The 20,334-nt window shown below is 71.3% G+C and carries 20 protein-coding genes and 1 tRNA gene; 8 read left to right on the plus strand and 13 right to left on the minus strand.

All coding sequences use genetic code 11. From position 1 onward, the window contains the following. Positions 1-6 precede the first annotated feature (6 nt). Both ACZ56V_RS29635 and ACZ56V_RS29640 read right to left on the minus strand, forming a co-directional pair. Positions 7-678 carry a CatB-related O-acetyltransferase gene (locus ACZ56V_RS29635; RefSeq protein WP_467379840.1) on the minus strand — a complete coding sequence of 224 codons (672 nt, stop codon included), beginning with the start codon at positions 676-678 and terminating at the stop codon, positions 7-9. After that, a complete protein-coding gene (locus tag ACZ56V_RS29640) occupies positions 675-1,577 on the minus strand; it encodes a Vgb family protein (RefSeq protein WP_468946473.1) in 903 nt (300 codons plus the stop codon). The genes ACZ56V_RS29635 and ACZ56V_RS29640 overlap by 4 nt, the downstream gene beginning before the upstream one ends. A 69-nt stretch (positions 1,578-1,646) precedes the next feature. Here ACZ56V_RS29640 and ACZ56V_RS29645 point away from each other — a divergent pair, with 69 nt between their 5' ends. Beyond that, positions 1,647-2,294 (plus strand): TetR/AcrR family transcriptional regulator, encoded by a 648-nt coding sequence (locus tag ACZ56V_RS29645; protein WP_468946475.1) that lies wholly within the window; start codon positions 1,647-1,649, stop codon positions 2,292-2,294. 159 nt (positions 2,295-2,453) lie between these two features. Further along, entirely contained in the window at positions 2,454-4,028 is a 1,575-nt protein-coding gene (locus ACZ56V_RS29650; protein ID WP_468946533.1) for an MFS transporter, read from the plus strand. On the opposite strand, the gene ACZ56V_RS29655 is transcribed toward ACZ56V_RS29650, so the two are convergent. From ACZ56V_RS29655 to ACZ56V_RS29665, 3 genes are all read right to left on the minus strand, one after another. Further along, positions 4,000-5,151 carry an RNA polymerase sigma factor gene (locus ACZ56V_RS29655; protein ID WP_468946478.1) on the minus strand — a complete coding sequence of 384 codons (1,152 nt, stop codon included), beginning with the start codon at positions 5,149-5,151 and terminating at the stop codon, positions 4,000-4,002. The genes ACZ56V_RS29650 and ACZ56V_RS29655 overlap by 29 nt on opposite strands. Before the next feature lie 7 nt (positions 5,152-5,158). After that, on the minus strand, positions 5,159-5,566 hold the full coding sequence (locus ACZ56V_RS29660) for a YciI family protein (RefSeq protein WP_398918572.1): 408 nt from the start codon (positions 5,564-5,566) through the stop codon (positions 5,159-5,161). 117 nt (positions 5,567-5,683) lie between these two features. Next, positions 5,684-6,319 (minus strand): TetR/AcrR family transcriptional regulator, encoded by a 636-nt coding sequence (locus ACZ56V_RS29665; protein WP_467379617.1) that lies wholly within the window; start codon positions 6,317-6,319, stop codon positions 5,684-5,686. Between the two features lie 137 nt (positions 6,320-6,456). Between ACZ56V_RS29665 and ACZ56V_RS29670 the strand changes: the two genes are divergently transcribed. Next, positions 6,457-7,020 (plus strand): hypothetical protein, encoded by a 564-nt coding sequence (locus ACZ56V_RS29670; protein ID WP_398918576.1) that lies wholly within the window; start codon positions 6,457-6,459, stop codon positions 7,018-7,020. Between the two features lie 86 nt (positions 7,021-7,106). Here the strand turns inward: ACZ56V_RS29670 and ACZ56V_RS29675 are convergent, their stop codons facing one another. Together ACZ56V_RS29675 and ACZ56V_RS29680 are read right to left on the minus strand one after the other, a co-directional pair. Next, positions 7,107-7,760, minus strand: a complete 654-nt coding sequence (locus tag ACZ56V_RS29675) for an alcohol dehydrogenase catalytic domain-containing protein (protein ID WP_468946481.1) — start codon at positions 7,758-7,760, stop codon at positions 7,107-7,109. An 84-nt stretch (positions 7,761-7,844) separates the two neighbouring features. Next, the gene (locus ACZ56V_RS29680; RefSeq protein ID WP_468946484.1) at positions 7,845-8,153 is read right to left on the minus strand and encodes an SRPBCC family protein; all 309 of its coding nucleotides are present in this window, start codon (positions 8,151-8,153) and stop codon (positions 7,845-7,847) included. Between the two features lie 456 nt (positions 8,154-8,609). Here ACZ56V_RS29680 and ctaD point away from each other — a divergent pair, with 456 nt between their 5' ends. After that, positions 8,610-10,322: an aa3-type cytochrome oxidase subunit I gene (gene ctaD, locus ACZ56V_RS29685; RefSeq protein ID WP_468946487.1), complete on the plus strand. Its 1,713-nt coding sequence runs from the start codon at positions 8,610-8,612 to the stop codon at positions 10,320-10,322. Beyond that, the gene (locus ACZ56V_RS29690; RefSeq protein WP_468946490.1) at positions 10,319-10,699 is read left to right on the plus strand and encodes a hypothetical protein; all 381 of its coding nucleotides are present in this window, start codon (positions 10,319-10,321) and stop codon (positions 10,697-10,699) included. Before ctaD ends, ACZ56V_RS29690 begins: the two co-directional genes overlap by 4 nt. 182 nt (positions 10,700-10,881) lie before the next feature. Here ACZ56V_RS29690 and ACZ56V_RS29695 read toward each other — a convergent pair whose 3' ends face one another. Continuing rightward, positions 10,882-11,367: an ATP-binding protein gene (locus ACZ56V_RS29695; RefSeq protein WP_468946492.1), complete on the minus strand. Its 486-nt coding sequence runs from the start codon at positions 11,365-11,367 to the stop codon at positions 10,882-10,884. A gap of 147 nt (positions 11,368-11,514) precedes the next feature. Here ACZ56V_RS29695 and ACZ56V_RS29700 point away from each other — a divergent pair, with 147 nt between their 5' ends. Then, positions 11,515-11,892, plus strand: a complete 378-nt coding sequence (locus tag ACZ56V_RS29700; RefSeq protein ID WP_468946495.1) for an STAS domain-containing protein — start codon at positions 11,515-11,517, stop codon at positions 11,890-11,892. Between the two features lie 199 nt (positions 11,893-12,091). Here ACZ56V_RS29700 and ACZ56V_RS29705 read toward each other — a convergent pair whose 3' ends face one another. The 5 genes from ACZ56V_RS29705 to ACZ56V_RS29725 all read right to left on the minus strand — a co-directional run bounded on the left by ACZ56V_RS29705 (position 12,092) and on the right by ACZ56V_RS29725 (position 17,536). Then, positions 12,092-12,679, minus strand: coding sequence for a hemerythrin domain-containing protein (locus ACZ56V_RS29705; protein ID WP_468946497.1), 588 nt, complete (start codon positions 12,677-12,679; stop codon positions 12,092-12,094). A gap of 10 nt (positions 12,680-12,689) precedes the next feature. Beyond that, complete coding sequence (locus ACZ56V_RS29710; RefSeq protein ID WP_358742401.1) at positions 12,690-13,889, minus strand: hypothetical protein; 1,200 nt, start codon at positions 13,887-13,889, stop codon at positions 12,690-12,692. A 426-nt stretch (positions 13,890-14,315) separates the two neighbouring features. Beyond that, positions 14,316-14,388, minus strand: a tRNA-Arg gene (locus ACZ56V_RS29715). A 79-nt stretch (positions 14,389-14,467) separates the two neighbouring features. Further along, entirely contained in the window at positions 14,468-16,117 is a 1,650-nt protein-coding gene (locus ACZ56V_RS29720; RefSeq protein ID WP_468946500.1) for an IclR family transcriptional regulator domain-containing protein, read from the minus strand. A gap of 123 nt (positions 16,118-16,240) precedes the next feature. Continuing rightward, positions 16,241-17,536 carry a M6 family metalloprotease domain-containing protein gene (locus ACZ56V_RS29725; RefSeq protein ID WP_398918585.1) on the minus strand — a complete coding sequence of 432 codons (1,296 nt, stop codon included), beginning with the start codon at positions 17,534-17,536 and terminating at the stop codon, positions 16,241-16,243. Positions 17,537-17,855: 319 nt separating this feature from the next. Between ACZ56V_RS29725 and ACZ56V_RS29730 the strand changes: the two genes are divergently transcribed. Next, positions 17,856-18,509 carry a TetR/AcrR family transcriptional regulator gene (locus ACZ56V_RS29730; protein ID WP_398918599.1) on the plus strand — a complete coding sequence of 218 codons (654 nt, stop codon included), beginning with the start codon at positions 17,856-17,858 and terminating at the stop codon, positions 18,507-18,509. A 210-nt stretch (positions 18,510-18,719) separates the two neighbouring features. After that, complete coding sequence (locus ACZ56V_RS29735; protein ID WP_468946503.1) at positions 18,720-20,267, plus strand: MFS transporter; 1,548 nt, start codon at positions 18,720-18,722, stop codon at positions 20,265-20,267. Positions 20,268-20,334 lie beyond the last annotated feature (67 nt).

Consider the following 20,334-nt stretch of genomic DNA (forward strand, 5'->3'; position numbering starts at 1 on the left):
CGGTGGTCAGGGGCGCTCCTTCGCCGCGACGGCCTCGATCTCGGCCGGAGTGCCCGACATGATCGTCCGTACGTGGCGGGTGACCAGCTCGACCGGCCAGTCCCACCACGCGGCCCGCCGCAGCCGCGCGACGTCCTCGGCGTCGTACCGGGTACGGATCGGCCGGGCCGGGCTGCCGCCGACCACGGTGTACGGCGGTACGTCGGCGGTGACCAGCGACCCGGCGGCGATGATCGCGCCGTCGCCGATGCGCACGCCGGGCATGACGGTGGCGCCGTAGCCGAACCACACGTCGTTGCCGACGACGGTGTCGCCGCGGCTGGGCATGCCGGTGACCAGATCGAGCGTGGCCTCGCCCCAGGCGCCGCCGAACATGGTGAAGGGGAACGTCGACACGCCCATGGTGGGATGCTCGGCGCCGGCCATCAGGAACCGGGTGCCGGTGGCGATCGCGCAGTACTTGCCGATGATCAGCCGCTCCGGGCCGTAGGCGTAGAGCACGTTGCGGGTCTCGAAGGCGGTGGCGTCGTCGGGATCGTCGTAGTAGGTGAAGTCGCCCACCTGGATGCGCTCGTCCGTGACGAGCGGCTTGAGGAGGACGACGCGCGGGTGCTGCGCGAGGGGGTGCAGCACGCCGGGGTCGGGGACGGCATCCGGAGCGGGCGCGGGACCGGTCAGGACGGGACCTCGATTCTGGCCAGGGAGCCGGTTTCCAGGGCGCACCACAGGGCGCCGCCGTGCGCGGCGATGCCGTGCGGTTCGCTGTCGGCACGGGAGAGCGCGTACGAGGCGATGCGGCCGTCGACGGTGATCCGGCCGACCCGGCCGCTGCCCCACTCGGTGAACCACAGCGCCCCGTCGGGCCCCGCCGTCACCGCGTGCGGCTTGGCCCCGGGGTCGGGGAGCGGGTACTCGGTGATGTCTCCGGCCACGGTGATCCGGCCGATCCGCCCGGCGCCGATCTCGGTGAACCACAGGGCGCCGTCGGGCCCCGCGGCGATGCCCACCGGCGCGGCGCCCTGCGTCGGCAGCGGGTACGCGGTGCCGTGGCCGTCGGTGGTCAGCCGCCCGACGGCGTTGCCCTGGTTGAGGGTGAACCACAGGGCGCCGTCCGGCCCGGTGGTGAGGGCGGACGGGAAGGCGCCGGGCGCCGCGTACTCGGTGACGTCGCCCTCCACCGTGACGCGGCCGACGCGGTCGGCCGAGGAGAGCGTGAACCACATGGCCCCGTCCGGCCCGGCCGTGATCCCGAACGGCCCGCCCCCGGGCGTGAGGGGCGCGAAGGAGGAGTAGTCGCCGTCCGGGGTGATCCGGCCGATGCGGTGCGTCCGGTACTCGGTGAACCACAGGGCGCCGTCGGGTCCGGGCGCGATCACGGTCGGCCCGTCGCCGACCGGGTGGACGGTGACCCGCCCGTCGTCCGGGTCTCTGCGGGCGACGGCGCCCCGGTGGACGAGCGTGAACCACAGGGCGCCGTCCGGACCCTCGGCGAGCGCGTAGGGGCCGGCGTCCGCGTCGCTCACGGTGAACTCGCGTACGGAGTCGGTGCTGTCGTACCTCTCGTTGAATTCATTCATCGAGGGTAAGTTTACGCAAGGGCTACTCTGACCGTCAACATAAAAATACTACCGAGGTAAGATTCGCCCATGGACCCGAACGACGCACCGGTGCTGGGCCTGCGCGAGGCCAAGAAGCGCGAGACGCGGCAGCTGATCTCCGACCACGCCACCAGGCTCTTCATCGAGCGCGGCTTCGAGCAGACGACGATCGCCGAGATCGCCGACGCCGCACGGGTCGCCAAGAAGACGGTGACGAACTACTTCCCGCGCAAGGAGGACCTGGCCCTGGACCACCAGGACGAGTTCGTCGCCGCCCTGGCCACCACCGTGACGGCGCGCGGAACCGACGAGACCCCCCTGACGGCCCTGCGCCGCGCCTTCCTGGCGGCCGTGGCGGCCCAGGACCCGGTCGCGGGCTTCGCCGGCCGGGCCTTCACCCGCATGATCGCCGACAGCCCCACGCTCACCTCGTGCCTGCGCGGCCTCCACGACCGGCGGGAGGAGGCGCTGACCGCGGCCCTGGCCGACGCGACGGACGCCCCGCCCGACGACATCACCCCCCGCACGGCCGCGGCCCTGCTGGGCGGCGTCCACCGCGTCCTGTTCACCCGCATCCAGGAACTGACCCTGGCGGGGCGCACCAACCCGGAGATCGCCGAGGTGCTGGCACGGGAGGCCCCCCGCGCCTTCGACCTGTTGACCCCGGCCCTCGCGGAGTACGGACGCCCGGCGTAGGGGTGTCGTACGGGCCGTGCGGGCGCGGTCCGGCGTGCGGATGCGCGGCCACCGGGGCGGACGCAGACTGGCCGGGTGAGCCGAACGCACACGAAGCGGGACGGGCGCACGCCCGGTGCCGGACGCCGCGCCCCCTCCCAGTCACTGGCCCTCGCCGCCATGATGTTCACGGTGGCGATGACGTTCATCGACCAGACGATCGTCTCGATCGCGGCCCCCGACATCGTCTCCGAACTCGGCCTGTCGGCCACGGGCATGCAGTGGGTGATCAACGCCTACCTGCTGGCCCTGGCAGCCTTCTTCGCCCTGGGCGGACGTCTGGCGGACCTGTGGGGCCCACGCCGCGTGGTCGTACTCGGCACCCTGGTCTTCGTCCTCTCCTCGGTCCTGTGCGGCTGCGTACCCTCCGGCGACTACGCGCTGACCTGGCTCATCGTCTTCCGCGCCGTCCAGGGCCTGGGCGCCGCGCTGCTCTTCCCGGCCGCGCTCGCCGTGGTCGTCGCGGTGTTCCCCGTCGAGCGCCGGGGCCGCGCGCTCGCCCTCTTCTTCGGCCTCACCGGCGCCCTGACCGCCGTGGGACCGCTGCTCGGCGGCTGGCTCACCGCGTGGACCTGGCGGGCGATCTTCTGGGTCAACGTCCCCGTGGCGATCGCGGCGCTGGTGCTGACCGCGCTGGCCGGCATCCCCGACCGCCGGCGCGACGAGTCGCTGGACGTGCGCGGCGCCCTCCTGATCGTCGCCGGCATGGGCCTGAGCGTGCTCGGCTTCCAGCAGTCGGCGGCCTGGGGCTGGGACAACGCGGCGACCTGGGCCTGCATCGCGGGCGGCCTGGCGATCCTCTACGCCTTCTGCCGCTACGAACTGCGCACCCGCCACCCCCTGGTCAACCTCGCGGTCTTCCGCGACCGCGCCTTCACCGTGGACGCGCTGGTGCTCTTCTTCGCCATGCTGGCGTTCGTCCCGCTGTTCTTCTTCGCCTCGGTCTACGCCCAGGTCTCGCTCAGCGCCTCGCCCAACCAGGCCGCCCTGTACCTGCTGTACTTCTTCGCGGGGTTCGCCCTCGCCTCCCAGTGGGGCGGCCGCATCCTCGACAAGCGGGGCGCCGGGCCCGCGATGCGCATCGGCTGCGCCCTCGGCGCCATCGGCTTCGCCCTGTGGGCCGGCAAACTCACCGACCTGTCCATGCACGACCAGTGGCCGTACGCCGCCCTCGCCGGCGCGGGCATCGGCTTCGTCCTCGCCCCCGCGTCGACGGACGCCGTCAACCGCTCGATCAACTCCTCGTACGGCGAGGTCACCGGCATCACCCAGACCGTCCGCAACTACGCCGCCAGCGTCGGCCTGGCCGTCTTCGGCACCCTGTTGACGCACTCCATGACCGACCGGGTCGAGGAGACCCTCGGCGCACGCGGAGTACCGCCCGACGCCCGGCACTCCATGGCCCGGGACGTCACGGAGGCGATCACCGGCAACGCGGACGCCCGCACCCCGACGGGCGACGGCCCGGCCCAGACGGCCATGCGGGACGCGATGTCCGCCGTCCGCCTCGACTTCGCCGAGGCCAACCAGTGGGTCTTCTACGGCATGGCAGTCGCCCTCGCGGCCGGCTACGTCTGCGCGCTGCGGCACCCGGGCGGCCGGGTGGCCGGGGCGGACTCCGCTGCCAACGATTCCGGTGCGCGCCCGGCGGCCCCCGACGGCCCGTTCAACGGTCCTGCCGGCGACGCGAGTTGAGGCGGGCGGCCTGGCGCGTGAGGTGGTCGCGTTCGGCGAGGTCGGGCGCCTTGTGGGCCGCCTCGGCGTACAGCCGCGCCGCCGTGTCCAGGTCGCCGTCGCGCTCGTGCAGGTACGCCGCCACCGCGGTGTGGCGGGGCAGCGCGTCGTCCAGCGCGGCGAGCGCCGCCAGTCCGGCGCGCGGGCCGTCGGCCTCCCCGACGGCGACGGCGCGGTTGAGCCGGACGACGGGGTTGTCGGTGAGGCGCGCGAGCTCGTCGTACCACTCCACGATCTGCACCCAGTCGGTCTCCCCGGCGGTGGGCGCGTCGGCGTGCAGGGCGGCGATGGCGGCCTGGGCCTGGAACTCGCCCAGCCGGTCCCGGGCGAGCGCCGCCTGCAGGATCCGTACGCCCTCGGCGATGGACGCGGTGTCCCACCGGCCGCGGTCCTGCTCGGCGAGCGGCACCAGACTGCCGTCGGGCGCGGTCCGGGCGGCCCGCCGCGCGTGGTGGAGCAGCATCAGCGCCAGCAGCCCCGCCACCTCCGGGTGGTCGACCGAGGCCGCGAGCTGCCGGGTGAGCCGGATCGCCTCGGCGGCGAGGTCGACGTCACCGGAGTAGCCCTCATTGAAGACGAGGTAGAGGACGCGCAGCACGGTGGCGACATCGCCGGGCCGGTCGAACCGGACGCCGGAGACGGTGCGCTTGGCCCGGCTGATCCGCTGCGCCATGGTCGCCTCGGGCACCAGGTACGCCTGGGCGATCTGCCGGGTGGTCAGCCCGCCGACCGCGCGCAGGGTGAGCGCGACGGCAGAGGACGGCGTCAGCGAGGGGTGCGCGCACAGGAAGTAGAGCTGGAGCGTGTCGTCCACGTCGGGCGCCGGGCCGGGCACCGGCTCCTCCTCGACGCGGTCCTCGCGCCGACGGCGGGCGGTGTCGGCGCGGGCCGCGTCGAGGAACCGCCGCCAGGCCACGGTGACCAGCCACCCCTTGGGGTCCCGCGGCGGATCGTCCGGCCATCCGCGGACCGCCTCGACCAGCGCCTCCTGGACCGCGTCCTCGGCCGCCGCGAAGTCGGCTCCGCGGCGGACGAGGACGGTCAGCACGCTGGGCGTGAGGCTCCTGATCAGGGCCTCGTCCATCGGTGGTCTACTCCGTGACGGTGGAGTGCGCGCCCATGAACGGACGCAGCTCCAGCCACTCGTGGATCGGCTTCCCGCCCGCGCCCGGGGCGGCGGACAGCTCCCCGGCCAGCTCGACGGCGCGCTCGTAGCTGTCGACGTCGATCACCATCCAGCCGGCGATGAGGTCCTTGGTCTCGGCGAACGGCCCGTCGGTGACCGGCGGCCTGCCCTCGCCGTCGTACCGGACCCACGCCCCCTCGGGGGCGAGCGCCTGCCCCTCGACGTACTCGCCCGTCTTCTCGAGCCGGTCCGCGAAGTCCTGCATGTACTGCACGTGGGCGGAGATCTCCTCCGGCGTCCACTGGTCCATCGGCACGCCGTTGACCGCCTCCGGGGCGCCGCGGTAGTGCTTGAGCAGCAGGTACTTGGCCATGATCGTCTCCTAGGTGCTGATGCGGCCCATTGTGGCCTCGTTCACCCCTGGGACGGAGCGGGACGCGCGTTCTCGACACGGCGGGACGGCCGGACGGAATTTTTTTCCGGAACTTCCTCAGCCTTCTTCCGGGACGGGTGCCGAGATCTCCCTCAGCACCCCTTCCACGCCGTGCAGGAAGGTCTCGGAGACCAGCTCCGGATCGAAGAGGCACCCGGCGGCCATCGCACCGTCCCGGAGCATGACGAGGTGCCGCCCGGCGGCGTCGGCGGGCACGTCGCGGTCGCGGTCACTGCTGTCGCTGTCGCTGTCGCCGACCCGTGCCAGCAGCTCCGTGACGGTCTCCAGGAACCACTGCCGGTGGGCCAGTACCGCTCGGTGCACCGGGTGGGCGGGGTCGGGGTACTCGGCCACGGCGTTGAGGAAGGCGCAGCCGCGGAAACCGGGAGACCGGATCCCGTCGACGATGGACCGGGCGACGGCCCGGACCCGCCCGACGGCCGACGGAGTACTGCCCACGGCCGCGGCCACCTGCCCCCGGATGCCCTGGTCGGCCTGGTCGAGGTAGGCGAGGACGAGGTCCTCCTTGCCCGAGAAGTGCCGGTACAGCGTGGCCCGGGTGACCTGCGCCTCTGCGGTGATCCGGTCGATGCCGACGGAGTGGATCCCCTCGGCGTAGAAGATCTTCGTGGCCGTGCCGAGCAGGCGGGCGCGCGCTGCGGAGGTGGGGCGGGCTTCTGCGCTCGGACTCATGCGGCCACCGTACCAAGGTGGCGAGGTAGAACGTTCGGTCTTGACAGCGGTGGCGGGGAGGCCGTTGACTGCGTGAAGAGACCGAACGTTCTACCTCATTGCAACTCTCCGTGCACGCCTCACGAAAGGCCCCACTCGTGGACACCGTTGTCGCCGCTCCGCCCGCCAGCGTCCCCGTCACCCTCCGGAAGCTGTACTTCCTCCGCTTCGCGTTCGCCGCCGTATGGGCCGCCCTGCTCTTCACCACCGCCGACGAGCTGGGCCCGCTGAGCACGGCACTGCTGCTGGTCTACCCGCTGTTCGACGTGGCGGCCGCGGTCGTCGACGTCCGGTCGGCGAAGGCCAACGGCGGCCCGGTCACCCTCCTGTACGCGAACATCGCGATCAGCTCCCTGACGGTCCTGGCCCTGGCGCTCGCCGCGACTTCGGGCATCCCGGCCGTCCTGCGCGTCTGGGGCGCGTGGGCCGTCACTGCGGGCATCGTCCAGCTCGTCGCGGGCGCCGTCCGCCGCCACCTGGGCGGGCAGTGGCCGATGATCGTCAGCGGCGCCATCTCGACGCTCGCCGGCCTCTCGTTCGTCACGCAGGCCGGCGCCGACGACCCGTCGCTGGGCAGCCTCGCGGGCTACGCCTTCCTCGGCGGCGTCTTCTTCCTGGTCTCCGCCCTCCGCCTGACCCGCGGGGCACGTCGCCCGGCCTGAGCGGGAGGCGGACGGAGCGGAGGGATACGGGGTTGTCCGGCACGCAGCCGCACCAGGAAGATCGTCACTCGTGCGCATCGACGAACTCAACGCCCATGAGCGCCGGTTGTGGGACGCCTTCCCGCAAGGCCACCCCCTCGACGTGGCCACCGCCCCTGCGCCACCGGACCCGGCATCCGCGACGGACCCGGCGGCCCGTGCGGCCCCGCCGGACCCGGTGATCCGGTCCGACGCCATCGCCGCACTGCTGCTGGGCGCCGCCCCCGCCGAGCCCACCCCCGGCGACCGCCCCGCGCGCCCATCCACCCGGTGGGCACGGAGTCGGAGACGAACAGGGCGCTGGTGTCGTCGATGCCCTCGGGGACCTTGAAGGCGCCGTAGTCGGCGAAGGGCACGCGGACGTACTCGGCGTGGCTGTCGCGCAGGCCGCCCATGGCGTGCGAGTAGCCGAAGACGCCGGCGGTCTCGTAGCCGAAGTGGGCCTGGCCGATGCCCAGGTTGGTATTGGTGTTGTCGCACAGGGACCACAGGTCGTTGGCGCAGTACCAACAGCGCCCGCAGCCGACGAAGGAGCAGACGACAACCTGGTCGCCGACCTTGTGCCTGCGCACGGCGGAGCCGGTCTCGACGACCTCGCCAACGAACTCGTGGCCGATCACGTCACCGGCGCGCTTCGCCGGGATGTAGCCGCCGATGAGGTGCAGGTCGGAGCCGCAGGTGGTGCCCGCGATCAGCCGCATGATGACATCCTGGTCGTTGCGCCGTTCCGGGGTCCGGGACCTGCTCGACGGACAGCTTGTTCACGCCTTGCCAGCACAGCGCCTTCACAGCACTCCCTCCCCACCGGAGCGGCGGGTGAACAGTTCGACCAGCTTGCCGCCCGGCGTGGGGCGGGTCGTGGGCGGCGTGTCGGGCCGCAGCACCTCACCCGCCTCCAGCAGGGACTTGGCGTCGCGCAACGCGCGCCGCAGCTCCTGACGCGGGTCCTGGCCGGCCAGCCGCGCGGGCACGGAGGCCGACGCGGCAGAATCGGGTTCCTTGAAGCGCGCGGCCAGCTCCGTGCCGCGGTCGCCCGGCGCCGGCCGGATCCGCACGTCGATCCGTTCCGCCAGTTCGTCCAGAGGCGGTGGCAACTTCCCCTCCGACCCCACGTCCGTGGGCGGCCGGTTGACCGTCACGGTGAGTCAGCGGTCGCCCGCCCGCTCGTCGGCCCGGTGCGCCGGCCGGGACCGCCGTACGGCCGCCGCCCCGACGGCCGCGACCGGAACCGCCCACCACAGCTTCCTCATCGAACGCCCTCCGCTTCCGGTGTCCCGGCGGTCACCGTCCGGCGCCGGGTTTCCGTAGCCCCGCGGACGAAACGGTTGCGGGCACCGAGGCCGGTACTCAGCGCTGCCCCGTCGTCACCCGTCCGACTGGAAGATGGGGCCGTTCGGCCTGCGATCGGCTGGGTGCGGGCGCGGTCCCGTACCGGAGCGGACTACCTTCCACGAGGGCTGGACACACGCTGCCCGAGACACAGGGCCGGAGAGGCGGACAGTCGCCGTCCAACGGCCGACCACCAGGCGCTCCGCCGAGTGAGGAACGTGATGGCGACCCATACCGAGCCGGTGGCTCCCGTCCCCGTGGCCGAGCGCCGTGGCCGAGGCCACGTCGTGGTCACCTGGCTGACCACGACGGACCACAAGAAGATCGGGCACCTCTACCTGATCACGTCGTTCGCGTTCTTCCTGATCGGGGGAGCGCTGGCCATGGTGGTGCGGGCGGAGCTGGCGCGGCCCGGTCTCCAGATCGTGTCGACGGAGCAGTACAACCAGTCCTTCACGATGCACGGCACGATCATGCTGCTGTTGTTCGCCACTCCGACGTTCGCCGGGTTCGCCAACGCGATCATGCCGTTGCAGATCGGATCGCCGGACGTCGCGTTTCCGAGGCTGAACATGCTGTCGTACTGGCTGTTCGCCTTCGGTGGCCTGATCGTGCTCGGCAGTTTCCTCACCACGCAGGGCGCCGCAGACTTCGGCTGGACCGCCTATCCACCGCTCAGCGGCGGTGAGCGTACCCCGTACACCGGGGGCGACCTGTGGATCATGGGGCTGGCTCTCTCCGGGTTCGGCACCATCCTCGGCGCGGTCAACTTCATCACCACCATCATCTGCATGCGGGCGCCCGGCGTGACCATGTTCCGCATGCCGATCTTCACGTGGAACGTGCTGCTGACCTCGGTGCTCGTCCTGCTGGCCTTCCCCGTGCTGGCCGCCGCCCTGCTGGTGCTGGAGGCGGACCGCCAGTTCGGTGCGCACGTCTTCGACCCGGAGAACGGCGGGGCGATTTTGTGGCAGCACCTGTTCTGGTTCTTCGGCCACCCCGAGGTGTACATCCTCGCCCTGCCCTTCTTCGGGGTGATCAGCGAGATCATCCCCGTCTTCTCCCGGAAGCCGATCTTCGGCTACATGGGACTCGTCGGCGCCACCATCGCCATCACCGGCCTGTCGGTGACGGTGTGGGCGCACCACATGTTCGCCACCGGCGCGGTGCTGCTGCCATTCTTCTCGTTCATGAGCTTCCTCATCGCCGTCCCCACCGGGGTGAAGTTCTTCAACTGGATCGGCACCATGTGGAAGGGATCCCTGTCGTTCGAGCCGCCGATGCTGTGGGCGGCCGGCTTCCTGGTCACGTTCCTCTTCGGCGGCCTGACCGGTGTCCTCCTGGCCTCGCCACCGCTCGACTTCCATGTCACCGACAGCTACTTCGTCGTGGCCCACTTCCATTACGTGCTCTTCGGCACCATCGTCTTCGCCATGTTCGGCGGCTTCAGCTTCTGGTGGCCCAAGATGACCGGCACCATGCTCGACCACCGGCTGGAAAAGGTGCACTTCTGGACGCTGTTTGTGGGCTTCCACACCACGTTCCTGGTCCAGCACTGGCTCGGCGCCGAGGGCATGCCCCGCCGCTATGCCGACTACCTGGCCGCCGACGGCTTCACCGCGCTCAACACCATCTCCTCGATCGGCGCCTTCCTCCTCGGCCTGTCCACGCTGCCCTTCCTCTACAACGTGTGGAAGACCGCCCAGCGCGGCGAGCGGATCGAGGTCGACGACCCCTGGGGTTACGGACGCTCGCTGGAATGGGCGACCTCCTGCCCGCCGCCCCGCCACAACTTCGTCACCCTGCCCAGGGTCCGTTCCGAGTCCCCCGCCTTCGACCTGCACCACCCCGGCCTCGCCGGCCTCGACCAGGCGGAGAACACCGGGCAACGCGACGCGCTGGACACGAGCGGTCACAAGGGCGACCGGAGATGACGGGCCGACACCTCCGTCATCCGTCTCCGTCTCCCGACGCCACGACGAGCATCGCGGCGGAGGCGGAGGGTTTCCTCCTGGCACAGGAACACCGGCGCGCCGCGCACCGGGAGGCGCAGACCCTCTGCGATGCCCTCCCGTGGCTGACCACCGCGCAGGCGGAGGACCTCACGCGGTACTACGTCGCCCACCGTCTCCGCCTCTCCCGCCAGATGTTCGAGGCAAGCCTGGCCCGTGCCGAGGAGCTGAGACGGGAGTACGAGGCCCGGTACCTCCGACTGCGACGCGACCTGCTCAGACGCCACGGTGCCTGGGCATCGGCCCTGCTGGCCTGCGCGGCAGGCGTCAGCGGTGCACTGTGTACGTTGGCCCGCTGAACGGACACGGGCGGCACGCCCAGACTCTCCATCGTGGCTGAGTACCTCCTCAAGCGCGCGCAGGGTGCGGATCTGCCCGGGGCGCTGCTCGGAGAGCCGCACGCGGTCCTGGCCCGCCACGCCGGCCCACGCGCCGGTTCCTGAGTGCAGGTGGCCGGCTGCGACCCGTACGAGGGGCCGTGTCAGGCGGCAGCGCTTCCGAGGATGGGTGCGTCCAGGAGGGCTACGCCTACACTGATGCGTTTGCCGACCGGCTCGCGCCGCGCCTCGAAGCTCTGGGCGACGGCCATGACGATCTCCAGACCGTGCTGTCCCACCCGGCCGGCATCCGCGGCGCGGGCCACCGGCAGCACCGGATCGGAGTCCCACACCGAGACCTCGACCGTCTCCCCCGTGATGCGCAGGGTCATCAGTATCGGGCCCGGTGAGTACTTGCGTGCGTTGGTGACCAGTTCGCTGACCACCAACTGCGTGAGGTCCGTGGCCCGTTGCGACACCGGCAGACCGTGCTCGGCCTGGGCACGGGCGAGGAAGGCCGCTGCCTTGTGACGGGCTTGGGCGATGCACGGTCCCTCGCCGGCCAGCGCCACGGCGAAATGGGCCGATCGGCCGTCCAGCGCCGCCTCGTTTTCCTGCAGCGGATGTGGTCCCGCCACGACTGCCGTCATTTGCTCCCCCGTTCGCACTTCTCGCCCGATACCCGGATTGCCGCAAGCCATGCCACACGATTCCTGTCGCCTACGCCACACGTCGAAGGGGCCTCTGCCGCTCCGGGTGACGCCCTGGCAGGGTCTGGGTGTGCCAGGATCACTGGCATGGCGGAGGGGAAGAAGACGGGTACCGAACGTGCCGAGAAGGCTGGCCGATTGTCGGTCGTGGCCACGGCCACCGACGGGGTCCGCGTGGTGTCACTGGCCGGAGAGATCGATCACGACTCCGGCGACATCCTCAGCCGGGCGTTGGCCGCCTGCGATACTCCCCGTCCCCGGATCGTGGTCGACCTGCGTCAGGTCACCTTCATGGACTCCAGCGGCATCAACATCTTCATCGCCGCTCACCGTAAGGTCAGTGAGGCCGACGGTTGGCTGCGTCTGGCCGCGCCCGGCGAGGCGGTGATGCGCACGCTGAGCCTCGTGGGTGTCGACGCCGTGATCGACTGCCGCGAAACGCTCCGCCAGGCGCTCAGCGACTGACGTCCGCGGGCTGCGGGAGTATCACATGCAGCCCAGGGGCGGTGGACGTATGCCGCGGTGGCCCGGGGTGAAGCCAGGCACCGAGTTTGTCGACGGCGTCCCGCACAGACGCCGACAGGCGCGTGACGTCATCCGGTGTCGTCCGCAGATCGCGTGCCCCGGGCTCGTGGGCCCGGCCCGGGACGCGGCTGTTTCGGACCTACTTGCCCATGGCCTTGCGGACGGTGTCCTTGGTGCGGTCCATGAGCGCGGCGACCGGTCCGAGGGCCATGTTCTTCGCACCGGACTCGACGCCCGGGTGGGGGCGGGTGGGTGCCATCGCCTCGGCGGCCTTGATGGCCTTGGCCATCGAGGCAAGGCTGGTGACGTCGGTGCTGCGGCGGATGTGGGTGAACTCGTAGCGTTCCTCGGCCCGCGCGTGGGCCTGGACGTCCTTGCGCAGCTTGAGCAGCCGCGGCATGAACTTCGGGTCGTCGGTGTCCATCTCGTCGAGCGCGGCCAGCGTCTCCTTGGCCGCCTTCTCCTCGGCGAGACGGTCCTTCACCACCTGCTCTCCGCCGGGGAAGCCCTTGCGGGCGAAGGGGTGCACGACCTCCTCCTCGGCGGTCTCGTGCACGGCCAGCAACCGCACCAACCGCCGGAAGGCGTCCCGGCGCTCCTCGCCCTCGGTGGCCTCGACCTCGTCGAAGAGGTTGCGGATGTCGCCGTGCTGGCGCATCAGCAGGGAGACGACGTCGTCGTCCTCGGCCATGTCGTCTCCGGCGTGCGGGGTCTTCAGCTCGGACATCCCGGCCTCCCTACTTCTCACGCTGCGTCGGGTCGGGGTGCTCGCCCTCGGACTGGACGCGGTACTCGCGGCCGAACATCTCGTCGTGCTCGGTCATCACCCGGTCGCTGGGGGGCGCCTCGCCGCCGTGAATCTGCTCCTGCATCTGCTCGAACCGCTCGTGCGCCTCCCGTACGTAGCCCGCGCCCAGGGTCGTGAGGTCCATCTGGGTGTCGAGCAGCTCGCGCAGGTAGCCCTTGTTCGGTTCGAAGGTGAGCACGTTGGGCAGCTCGGGGGCCAGCACCGAGGCTGGGTCGCGGCCGTCGTGGCGGCGCATCAGGTCGCAGGCGGCGTGCAGGTGCTCCAGCTCCATGTTCAGGTGCAGCTCCCAGATCGCCTTGACCTTGGGGTCGCTCTCCTGCTCCATGAAGGAGTGATAGAGGTAGCACTCGTTGTACTCGTGGTTGACGAGCTGCTCCCACCACGTCTCACCCGGGTCGACGAGGGACTCGTAGTGGGTGACGTGTTCCTCCTCGATCAGCCCGATCTCCTGGTAGAGCTGGCGGGCGATCGGCTCCATGTAGGTAGGGCCGGTGTTCATGTAGAAGTTCATGGTCTGCTGCTCAGCCGACATGATCGTCAGCGCGTGCAGCTTGGACAGCGGGTTCGTCTCGTCCTTGGCGTACGGGTCACGGACGTTGTCGACCGGATTGCGGTGGTGGAGCCTGGTGGGCCGTCCCGGCATGACCTCGGTCAGTCCGTCGACGATCGACTCCGCCTTGCGGTGCTCGATCATCTCGTACAGGTTCGCGTACCGGTACAGGTGGTCGAAGTCCTCCAGCACGCCGAACTGGTACGCCTGCTTCAGGTAGGGGTCCGGCTCCATACGAGCCACCCACGCCGTCAGGTCCACCGCGACCTGCTCGTACGCGATGGTCGTCTCCAGCACCGAGGAGACGCCCGGGAGCAGCCAGTTCACGACCTTCTGCTGCTGCGCCTCGATGTAGCGCACCCGCGCCAGCTGCCGCTTGACCTCCGGATCGACAGTGTTCCGGGCGAGCTGGTGGCTGAACATGATCGCCTCCACCTCGATCCCGTTCATCGTGATGATCCGGCACCGGGTGTACGGGTCGCAGTGGTCCGGGTCGATCGGAGCCACGTTCAGCTCACGCCAGTTGCGTACCTGGCGGTCCAACGGGATACCCCGTTGTTCCAGCGGATTGAACGTCATGGGGCGTACCTCCTGAGGCCGAGGGGACTCGCGCCGCCGGGGTAACCCGTTCTCGGGCGACGAGCGCAGACGTGGCTCCCAGTCTGTTGACCACCGGTGCTTTCCAGCCACCGCTCACGCCCGCAGGACGTATGGTTCCCTCTGGTGGGTCAACCGGGCGGGCGGACGGCCGCCACCCGGGGCATCCATCAGTACCCCCAGCAAAACCGATGTGCCCTGGCCGCCTGACGGCCCCTCTCCGGCACAGCAACGGTTGAGGCCCGACGTCCCAGCTTCTCGTACCGGCGTCGGGCCGGCTCGTCCTTTGCGGACATCTCGCGCAGCCCCCACCTCTGCCCGCAGCCGCGCGTGTGCCATATGTGTGCCGCGAGGACGAAGGCCCTCCCGTCGGATGAACGGAAGGGCCTCTCACCAGGTGTTTCTCTGTGCCCCCGGCAGGATTCGAACCTGCGACACCCGCTTTAGGAGAGCGGTGCTCTATCCCCTGAGCTACGAAGGCGTGCCGTCGCTGGGCGGCGGTGACAACAGGTTAGCGGATCGGGGGCCGGGGTGGAGGTGGAGGTGGGCGTCGGTGCGGGTCAGGTCGGGGGGACGTGGACGAAGCGGCCCGCCACCGCGAGGTCCGCCTCGATGCGGGTGGCCGTCCGGGACAGTTCCGGGAGGATTTCCGTGCGGCAGGACAGTGCCGTGCGGCGGGCCGCGTGCATCGCGACGTTCAGGGCCGCCACCACCCTCCCCGTGCGGTCGCGTACCGGGACCGCGAGGGAGCGCAGGCCGGCCTCCAGCTCCTCGTCGACCAGGGCGTAACCCTGCGTCCGGGCCTCGGGGAGGGCCAGCAGGACGTGGCCCAGTGCCGTCGCCCGGGCCGGGAGACGGGTGCCGACCGTGACGCGGGCGCTCAGGACGCGGGTCGTGGACGCCCGGGCCGTGTACTGGATCTCCTCGCCCGACTCCGACAGGACGGCCAGGGACGCCGACTCGTGGACGCGGTCGGCCAGAGCGGTCAGGTGGGGCTGGGCGATCTCGGGGAGGGAGGTGCGGGAGAGGGGTGGGAAGCCGAGGGACAGGACCCGGGGGGTGAGGGTGAAGGTGTGGTCGGGGGCCGGGGTCAGCAGGCCCGCGTGGCCGAGGGTGATGAGCGCCCGGCGGGCGGTCGCGCGGGCCAGGCCGGTCGCCTGCGCGACCTGGGTCAGGGTCAGCGCGGAGCGGCCCTCGCCGAAGGCGGTCAGTACGGTCAGGCCGCGGGCGAGGGACTCCACGAACTCCCGGCCCAGTTCCTGTTTGGACGCGCCCGTCCAGGTGGCGAGGCCCGCCCGGGGCGGCCCCGGTTCCGGCGGCGGGGCGGTGCGCAGGTCGTCCTCCATCGCCACGACCGCCGCGCGCAGGCGGGGGAGCAGGGTCGTCCGCAGGTCCGGTGCCGTGTGGCGGCTGGTGTGGCTCACCACGCTCGCCACGCAGGCCACCCGGCCGGTGCCGGGGTCCCGTACGGGGACCGAGAGCGCCACCAGGCCCGGTTCGATGAGTTGGTCGTCCAGTGCGTAGTCGTCCGCTGCCGCCCTCGCCGTGCGGAGGGTGAAGTCCTCGTCGGGGGTGAGGTGTTCGCGGGGTGGTACGGCGGGGAAGGTGCGGTCCGCCGGGTCCGTGGCCCGGCGGCTCCGCCAGCGGTGCCAGTCCGGGTCCGTCCACTCCGTGGCGAAGAGGGGGCCGGGGGCCGTGCGTTCGGCCGGGAGCAGGTCGCCGATGCGGAAGCTCAGGGACATGGCGCGGCGGCGGGTGGCCTGGTGGATGAAGCGGATGCCGTCCCGGTCGCCGACCGCCAACGACACCGACTCGTCCATTTCGTCGGCCAGGGCGTCGGCGCGGGCGGAGAGCAGGGTGGGGAGGCGGAGGGCGGCCAGATAGGCGTTGCCCAGTTCCATCAGGCGGGGGGCCAGGGTCACGTCGCGGCCGTCCAGGCGGACGTATCCCATGCGGGCGAGGGTCGCGGTGAGGCGGTCGACCGTGGAGCGGGCCAGGCCGGTGGTCTTCTCCAGGGCGCTGAGGCTGAGGGTGCCGTCGCTCGCCCCGGTCAGCCGGCGGAGTACGGCGATGCCGCGGAGGAGTGGGGTGACCGCCTCCGCCGGTGCGACCGCTTCGGCCCGTGCGACTGCTTCGGCCCGTGCGACCGTGTCCGCCGGTGCGGTGGCGGCCCCGTCACGGGGGGCGTCGTGAGTGGTGTGGGCGGGCATCGGCTCTCCGGAACGGCGATCACGGCAGGTCGCCTACGGTAGCCCGATACCACCCCGAGCACTCCGAGCATCCCGATCCCGTTCGGTGCCCCCGGCGACCCCCGGCGCCCCCTGCCCCCTCCGTCACTTCCGGGTGATGCGGACCCGGACGTCTCCCTCTCCGTCCTTCTCCGACACCTTGATCGTGACCCCCTTGCGCGGGTCCTTGAAGGTCTCGCCCGAGGTGAAGGTGGCGTCCGAGAGTTCGGCGTGGACGTTGGGGCTGCGGGTGCAGCCGCCGCTGTCGCGCCGGGAGTCGTAGACCCGTACCGGGCCCATGCCGGTGTCGACGTCCGCGTCGACCTTGTAGATCAGTACGCCGGGCCGGCACACCGTCTCGTCGTTGCCCTCGCGGGTGCGCAGCTCGACCGCGTAGCCGGACGTGCCGCTCAGCGGGAGGACGACCAGCTTGTCGCCGCCCTTGCGGGCCAGCGGCGTCAGCGTGTACTCCGTCGTCCCCGGCGCGGAGGCGCAGTGCACCTGGGACGGGTCGAGCCAGCCCAGCTTCCACTTGTGCCAGCCGAGGAGGTCGTTGTTGGCGCCCCAGTCCTCGCTCATGATGTCCCAGTGGCCGACGGCTCCTCCGCCCTCCTGGGTGTAGAGGTCCGGGAGGCCGAAGACGTGGCCGTTCTCGTGGGGGAGTACGCGGTAGCCGGTCTCGCCGTAGGAGCCGGAGCCGTCGTCCTGGCGGGAGTAGACGAAGGAGGCGTTGGCCACCGGGACGCCGTCGGCGACCGGGGCCTCCTGGTTCCCGGCGAAGGTCACGGACAGGACCGTGTCCAGGGCGGAGGGGCCCGCGTTCGGGGTGACCAGGACGTTCAGGAGGTCGTACGAGCGGAAGTCGACCTTCGCGTCGGCCGTCGCGACCAGGTCCTGGACCAGTTTGCGGTAGCCGGGTTCGAAGGGGGCGCCGCGTTCTATGCCGTACTCCGCGAAGGACTTGGGCATCCTGAGCCAGTCCCGGATCGGGGTTTCGGGGTGGTAGTCGAGGCGGCCGTAACTGCTGGTGCGGAACCACTCCTCGGTCTGCGGGAAGAACTCCGCATACCGGTCGAGCGCGTTGCCCTCGCCGGGCGCGTCCGAGAAGTCGACCATCAGGTTGAGGGCGCGGACGGTGCCGGTCGAGCGGGCGTAACCGGTCGAGGTCGGCACGCCCTCGGACATCTGGATCTCGGCGCCGCCGCTGATCATGCAGGGACCGTGCACGGAGGAGCGGGAGAGGGCGGCGGGGCCGGAGCCCGCGGTCGAGGTGCCGGGCGCGAGCCGGCCGGTGCCGGCCGAGGTGCTGAGCGCGAGGGTCAGGACGGCGACGGTCCCGGCCGCGGCCAGTCTGCGCGGGCGTATGCGACGGCTCGGCGGCTGCGCCTGCGGCGGCTGCATGCGGACCTCCCCGGCCACGGCAGCCGCCCGACACCGGCTGCACCCATGCGCTCACCCTGTGCCGAGGGGTGGGCGGGCGCGCGCTGGAGCGGCCGATCGTGGGTTTCTCGCCGGTAGCCGCCGACCGGGGGACGGGCCGGAACCGCGATGTGACCCAGGTCACCGGAAAGTTCTTCGGAAGCGGGAAATAACCGGGGATCGTTTCCCCGTTTAGACCTGTGTCCGAGCGAAACGGGGATTCCCTCCCCGGATCGTGAACCCAGTCGTCACACCCGTGACCGACACCCTCACAGACACCACTGACCTCAAGGAGTACGCCGTGCAGACCGCGATCCCCGATCAGCGCAAGGTGGCCCGGCCGCGCGCCGATGCTCTGCGCAATCGGGAGCGGATCGTCACCGCCGCCCGGGAGATGTTCGTCGAGAACGGGCCGGACGTGCCGCTCGACGACGTCGCCCGCCGGGCCGGCGTCGGCAACGCCACGGTGTACCGCAACTTCCCCGACCGTGACGCCCTCGTCCGCGAGGTCGTCTGCTCGGTCATGGACCGTACGGCTCGGGCGGCCGAACTGGCCCTCGCGGAGACCGGTGACGCGTTCGAGGCGCTGGAGCGCTTCGTGCACGCCTCCGCCGACGAGCGGATCAGCGCCCTGTGTCCCATGGTGGCCAGCACGTTCGACCAGCACCACCCCGACCTGGAGGCGGCGCGCGGACGGTGCGAGCGGCTCGTCGCCGAGGTCATGGACCGGGCGAAGGCGGCCGGTCAGCTCCGCGACGACGTGGGTGTGGGCGATCTGATGATCGCCGCGGCCCAGCTCAGCCGGCCTCCGGCCGGTACGGGGTGCGTGAGCGCCGACCGGTTCGTCCATCGCCATCTGCAGCTGTTCCTGGACGGGCTGCGGGCTCCCGCCCGCTCCGTCCTCCCGGGGGCGGCCGTGACTATGGAGGATCTGCGCCGGCCCTGCGACCAGTAGTTCAGCGACCAGTAGTTCCGCCAGAGCAGCCAGTTCCGTCAGGTCAGCCAGATCTGTCAGATCAGCCAGTTCCACCAGTTCCACCAGTTCCACCAGTTCCGTCACCGAGGCCGAGCCGTCAGCGATGTGGCTGACAGCGGGCCGTCGGCGTGGGTTCAGTCGTCCCTTTTCTCGTCTTTTTCCGTCACGAAGTCCGAAGTGGGTATCCCCATGTCTCAAGCAGCCGTCAAGGCCTCCGGCGTCGCCGACGCCCCGGACGCCGGTCGCTGGAGAGCGCTGGTCTTCATCGCGCTCGCCCAGCTGATGGTGGTCCTCGACGCCACCATCGTGAACATCGCCCTTCCCTCCGCACAGCAGGACCTCGGCATCTCCGACGGCAACCGGCAGTGGGTCGTCACGGCCTACGCCCTCGCCTTCGGCGGTCTGCTGCTGTTCGGTGGCCGCATAGCCGACCTGTGGGGCCGCAAGCGCACCTTCGTCACCGGCCTGGCCGGCTTCGCTGTCGCCTCCGCGCTGGGCGGCGCGGCCACCAACGAGGCGATGATGTTCGGCTCCCGCGCCCTCCAGGGCGTCTTCGGCGCCCTGCTCGCGCCCGCCGCGCTCTCGCTGCTCGCCGTGATGTTCACGGACGCCAAGGAGCGCGCCAAGGCCTTCGGCATCTACGGTGCGATCGCCGGTGGCGGTGGCGCCGTGGGTCTGATCCTCGGCGGTTTCCTCACCGAGTACCTGAACTGGCGCTGGACGTTCTTCGTCAACGTTCCGTTCGCCATCGTCGCCGCGGCCGGCGCGTACTTCGTCATCCGTGAGCCCAAGGGCGGCCGCAACCGCTCGCCGCTCGACATCCCCGGCGTGATCCTGTCCACCCTCGGTCTGGTCGCGCTCGTCTACGGCTTCACCCGCGCCGAGTCCAACGGCTGGAGTGACGCCCTGACGGTCGGCATGTTCGTCGGCTCGGCCGTGCTGCTGCTGGCCTTCGTGCTCGTCGAGTCCCGGGTCAAGGCCCCGCTGCTGCCGCTGCGCGTGATCACCGAGCGCAACCGGGGCGGGATCTACCTCTCGCTGGGTCTGGCCATCATCGCGATGTTCGGCCTGTTCCTCTTCCTGACCTACTACCTGCAGATCGTGAAGGGCTACACGCCGGTGAAGACCGGCTTCGCCTTCCTGCCGATGATCGCGGGCATGATCACGGGCTCCACCCAGATCGGCACGCGCCTGATGACGCGGGTCGCGCCCCGGCTGCTGATGGGCCCCGGCTTCCTGGTCGCCGCCCTCGGCATGCTGTTCCTCACCCAGCTGGAGGTCGACACCTCCTACGCCGCCGTGCTGCTGCCCGGCATGCTCCTGCTCGGTCTCGGCATGGGTACGGCGTTCATGCCGGCCATGTCCCTGGCCACCATGGGCGTGGAGCCGCGGGACGCGGGTGTCGCCTCCGCGATGGTCAACACCTCGCAGCAGGTGGGCGGTGCGATCGGTACGGCGCTGCTGAACACGATCGCCGCCTCGGCCACCACGTCGTACATCGCCGACCACATCGGGGGCGCGTCCTCCCGCTCGCAGCAGCAGCTGGTCCAGCTGCAGGGCCAGGTGCAGGGCTACACCAGCGCGATCTGGTTCGCCGTCGGCATCCTGGTCGTGGCGTCCGCGATCGCCCTGACCTTCGTCAACGCCGGGCGGCCGGGCAGCGGCAACGCCGTCGCCGGTTCCGGCGCGGGCGACGGGGCCGAGGACGAGCTGCGGGTGCCGGTCGTCGCCCACTGACGCCGTACCCGATACCCGCTCGGGCCCCTGTTCCACCCGTGCGTACGGGGAGGGGACGCCCCGTACG

The sequence above is a fragment of the Streptomyces sp. NPDC034099 genome (assembly GCF_055575415.1).

Coding starts and splice junctions, on each gene's coding strand:
- ACZ56V_RS29640 (WP_468946473.1), bottom strand. CDS start 1,577: ATGAATGAATTCAACGAGAGGTACGACAGCACCGACTCCGTACGCGAG.
- ACZ56V_RS29645 (WP_468946475.1), top strand. CDS start 1,647: ATGGACCCGAACGACGCACCGGTGCTGGGCCTGCGCGAGGCCAAGAAG.
- ACZ56V_RS29650 (WP_468946533.1), top strand. CDS start 2,454: ATGATGTTCACGGTGGCGATGACGTTCATCGACCAGACGATCGTCTCG.
- ACZ56V_RS29655 (WP_468946478.1), bottom strand. CDS start 5,151: ATGGACGAGGCCCTGATCAGGAGCCTCACGCCCAGCGTGCTGACCGTC.
- ACZ56V_RS29660 (WP_398918572.1), bottom strand. CDS start 5,566: ATGGCCAAGTACCTGCTGCTCAAGCACTACCGCGGCGCCCCGGAGGCG.
- ACZ56V_RS29665 (WP_467379617.1), bottom strand. CDS start 6,319: ATGAGTCCGAGCGCAGAAGCCCGCCCCACCTCCGCAGCGCGCGCCCGC.
- ACZ56V_RS29675 (WP_468946481.1), bottom strand. CDS start 7,760: ATGCGGCTGATCGCGGGCACCACCTGCGGCTCCGACCTGCACCTCATC.
- ctaD (WP_468946487.1), top strand. CDS start 8,610: ATGGCGACCCATACCGAGCCGGTGGCTCCCGTCCCCGTGGCCGAGCGC.
- ACZ56V_RS29690 (WP_468946490.1), top strand. CDS start 10,319: ATGACGGGCCGACACCTCCGTCATCCGTCTCCGTCTCCCGACGCCACG.
- ACZ56V_RS29695 (WP_468946492.1), bottom strand. CDS start 11,367: ATGACGGCAGTCGTGGCGGGACCACATCCGCTGCAGGAAAACGAGGCG.
- ACZ56V_RS29700 (WP_468946495.1), top strand. CDS start 11,515: ATGGCGGAGGGGAAGAAGACGGGTACCGAACGTGCCGAGAAGGCTGGC.
- ACZ56V_RS29705 (WP_468946497.1), bottom strand. CDS start 12,679: ATGTCCGAGCTGAAGACCCCGCACGCCGGAGACGACATGGCCGAGGAC.
- ACZ56V_RS29710 (WP_358742401.1), bottom strand. CDS start 13,889: ATGACGTTCAATCCGCTGGAACAACGGGGTATCCCGTTGGACCGCCAG.
- ACZ56V_RS29720 (WP_468946500.1), bottom strand. CDS start 16,117: ATGCCCGCCCACACCACTCACGACGCCCCCCGTGACGGGGCCGCCACC.
- ACZ56V_RS29725 (WP_398918585.1), bottom strand. CDS start 17,536: ATGCAGCCGCCGCAGGCGCAGCCGCCGAGCCGTCGCATACGCCCGCGC.
- ACZ56V_RS29735 (WP_468946503.1), top strand. CDS start 18,720: ATGTCTCAAGCAGCCGTCAAGGCCTCCGGCGTCGCCGACGCCCCGGAC.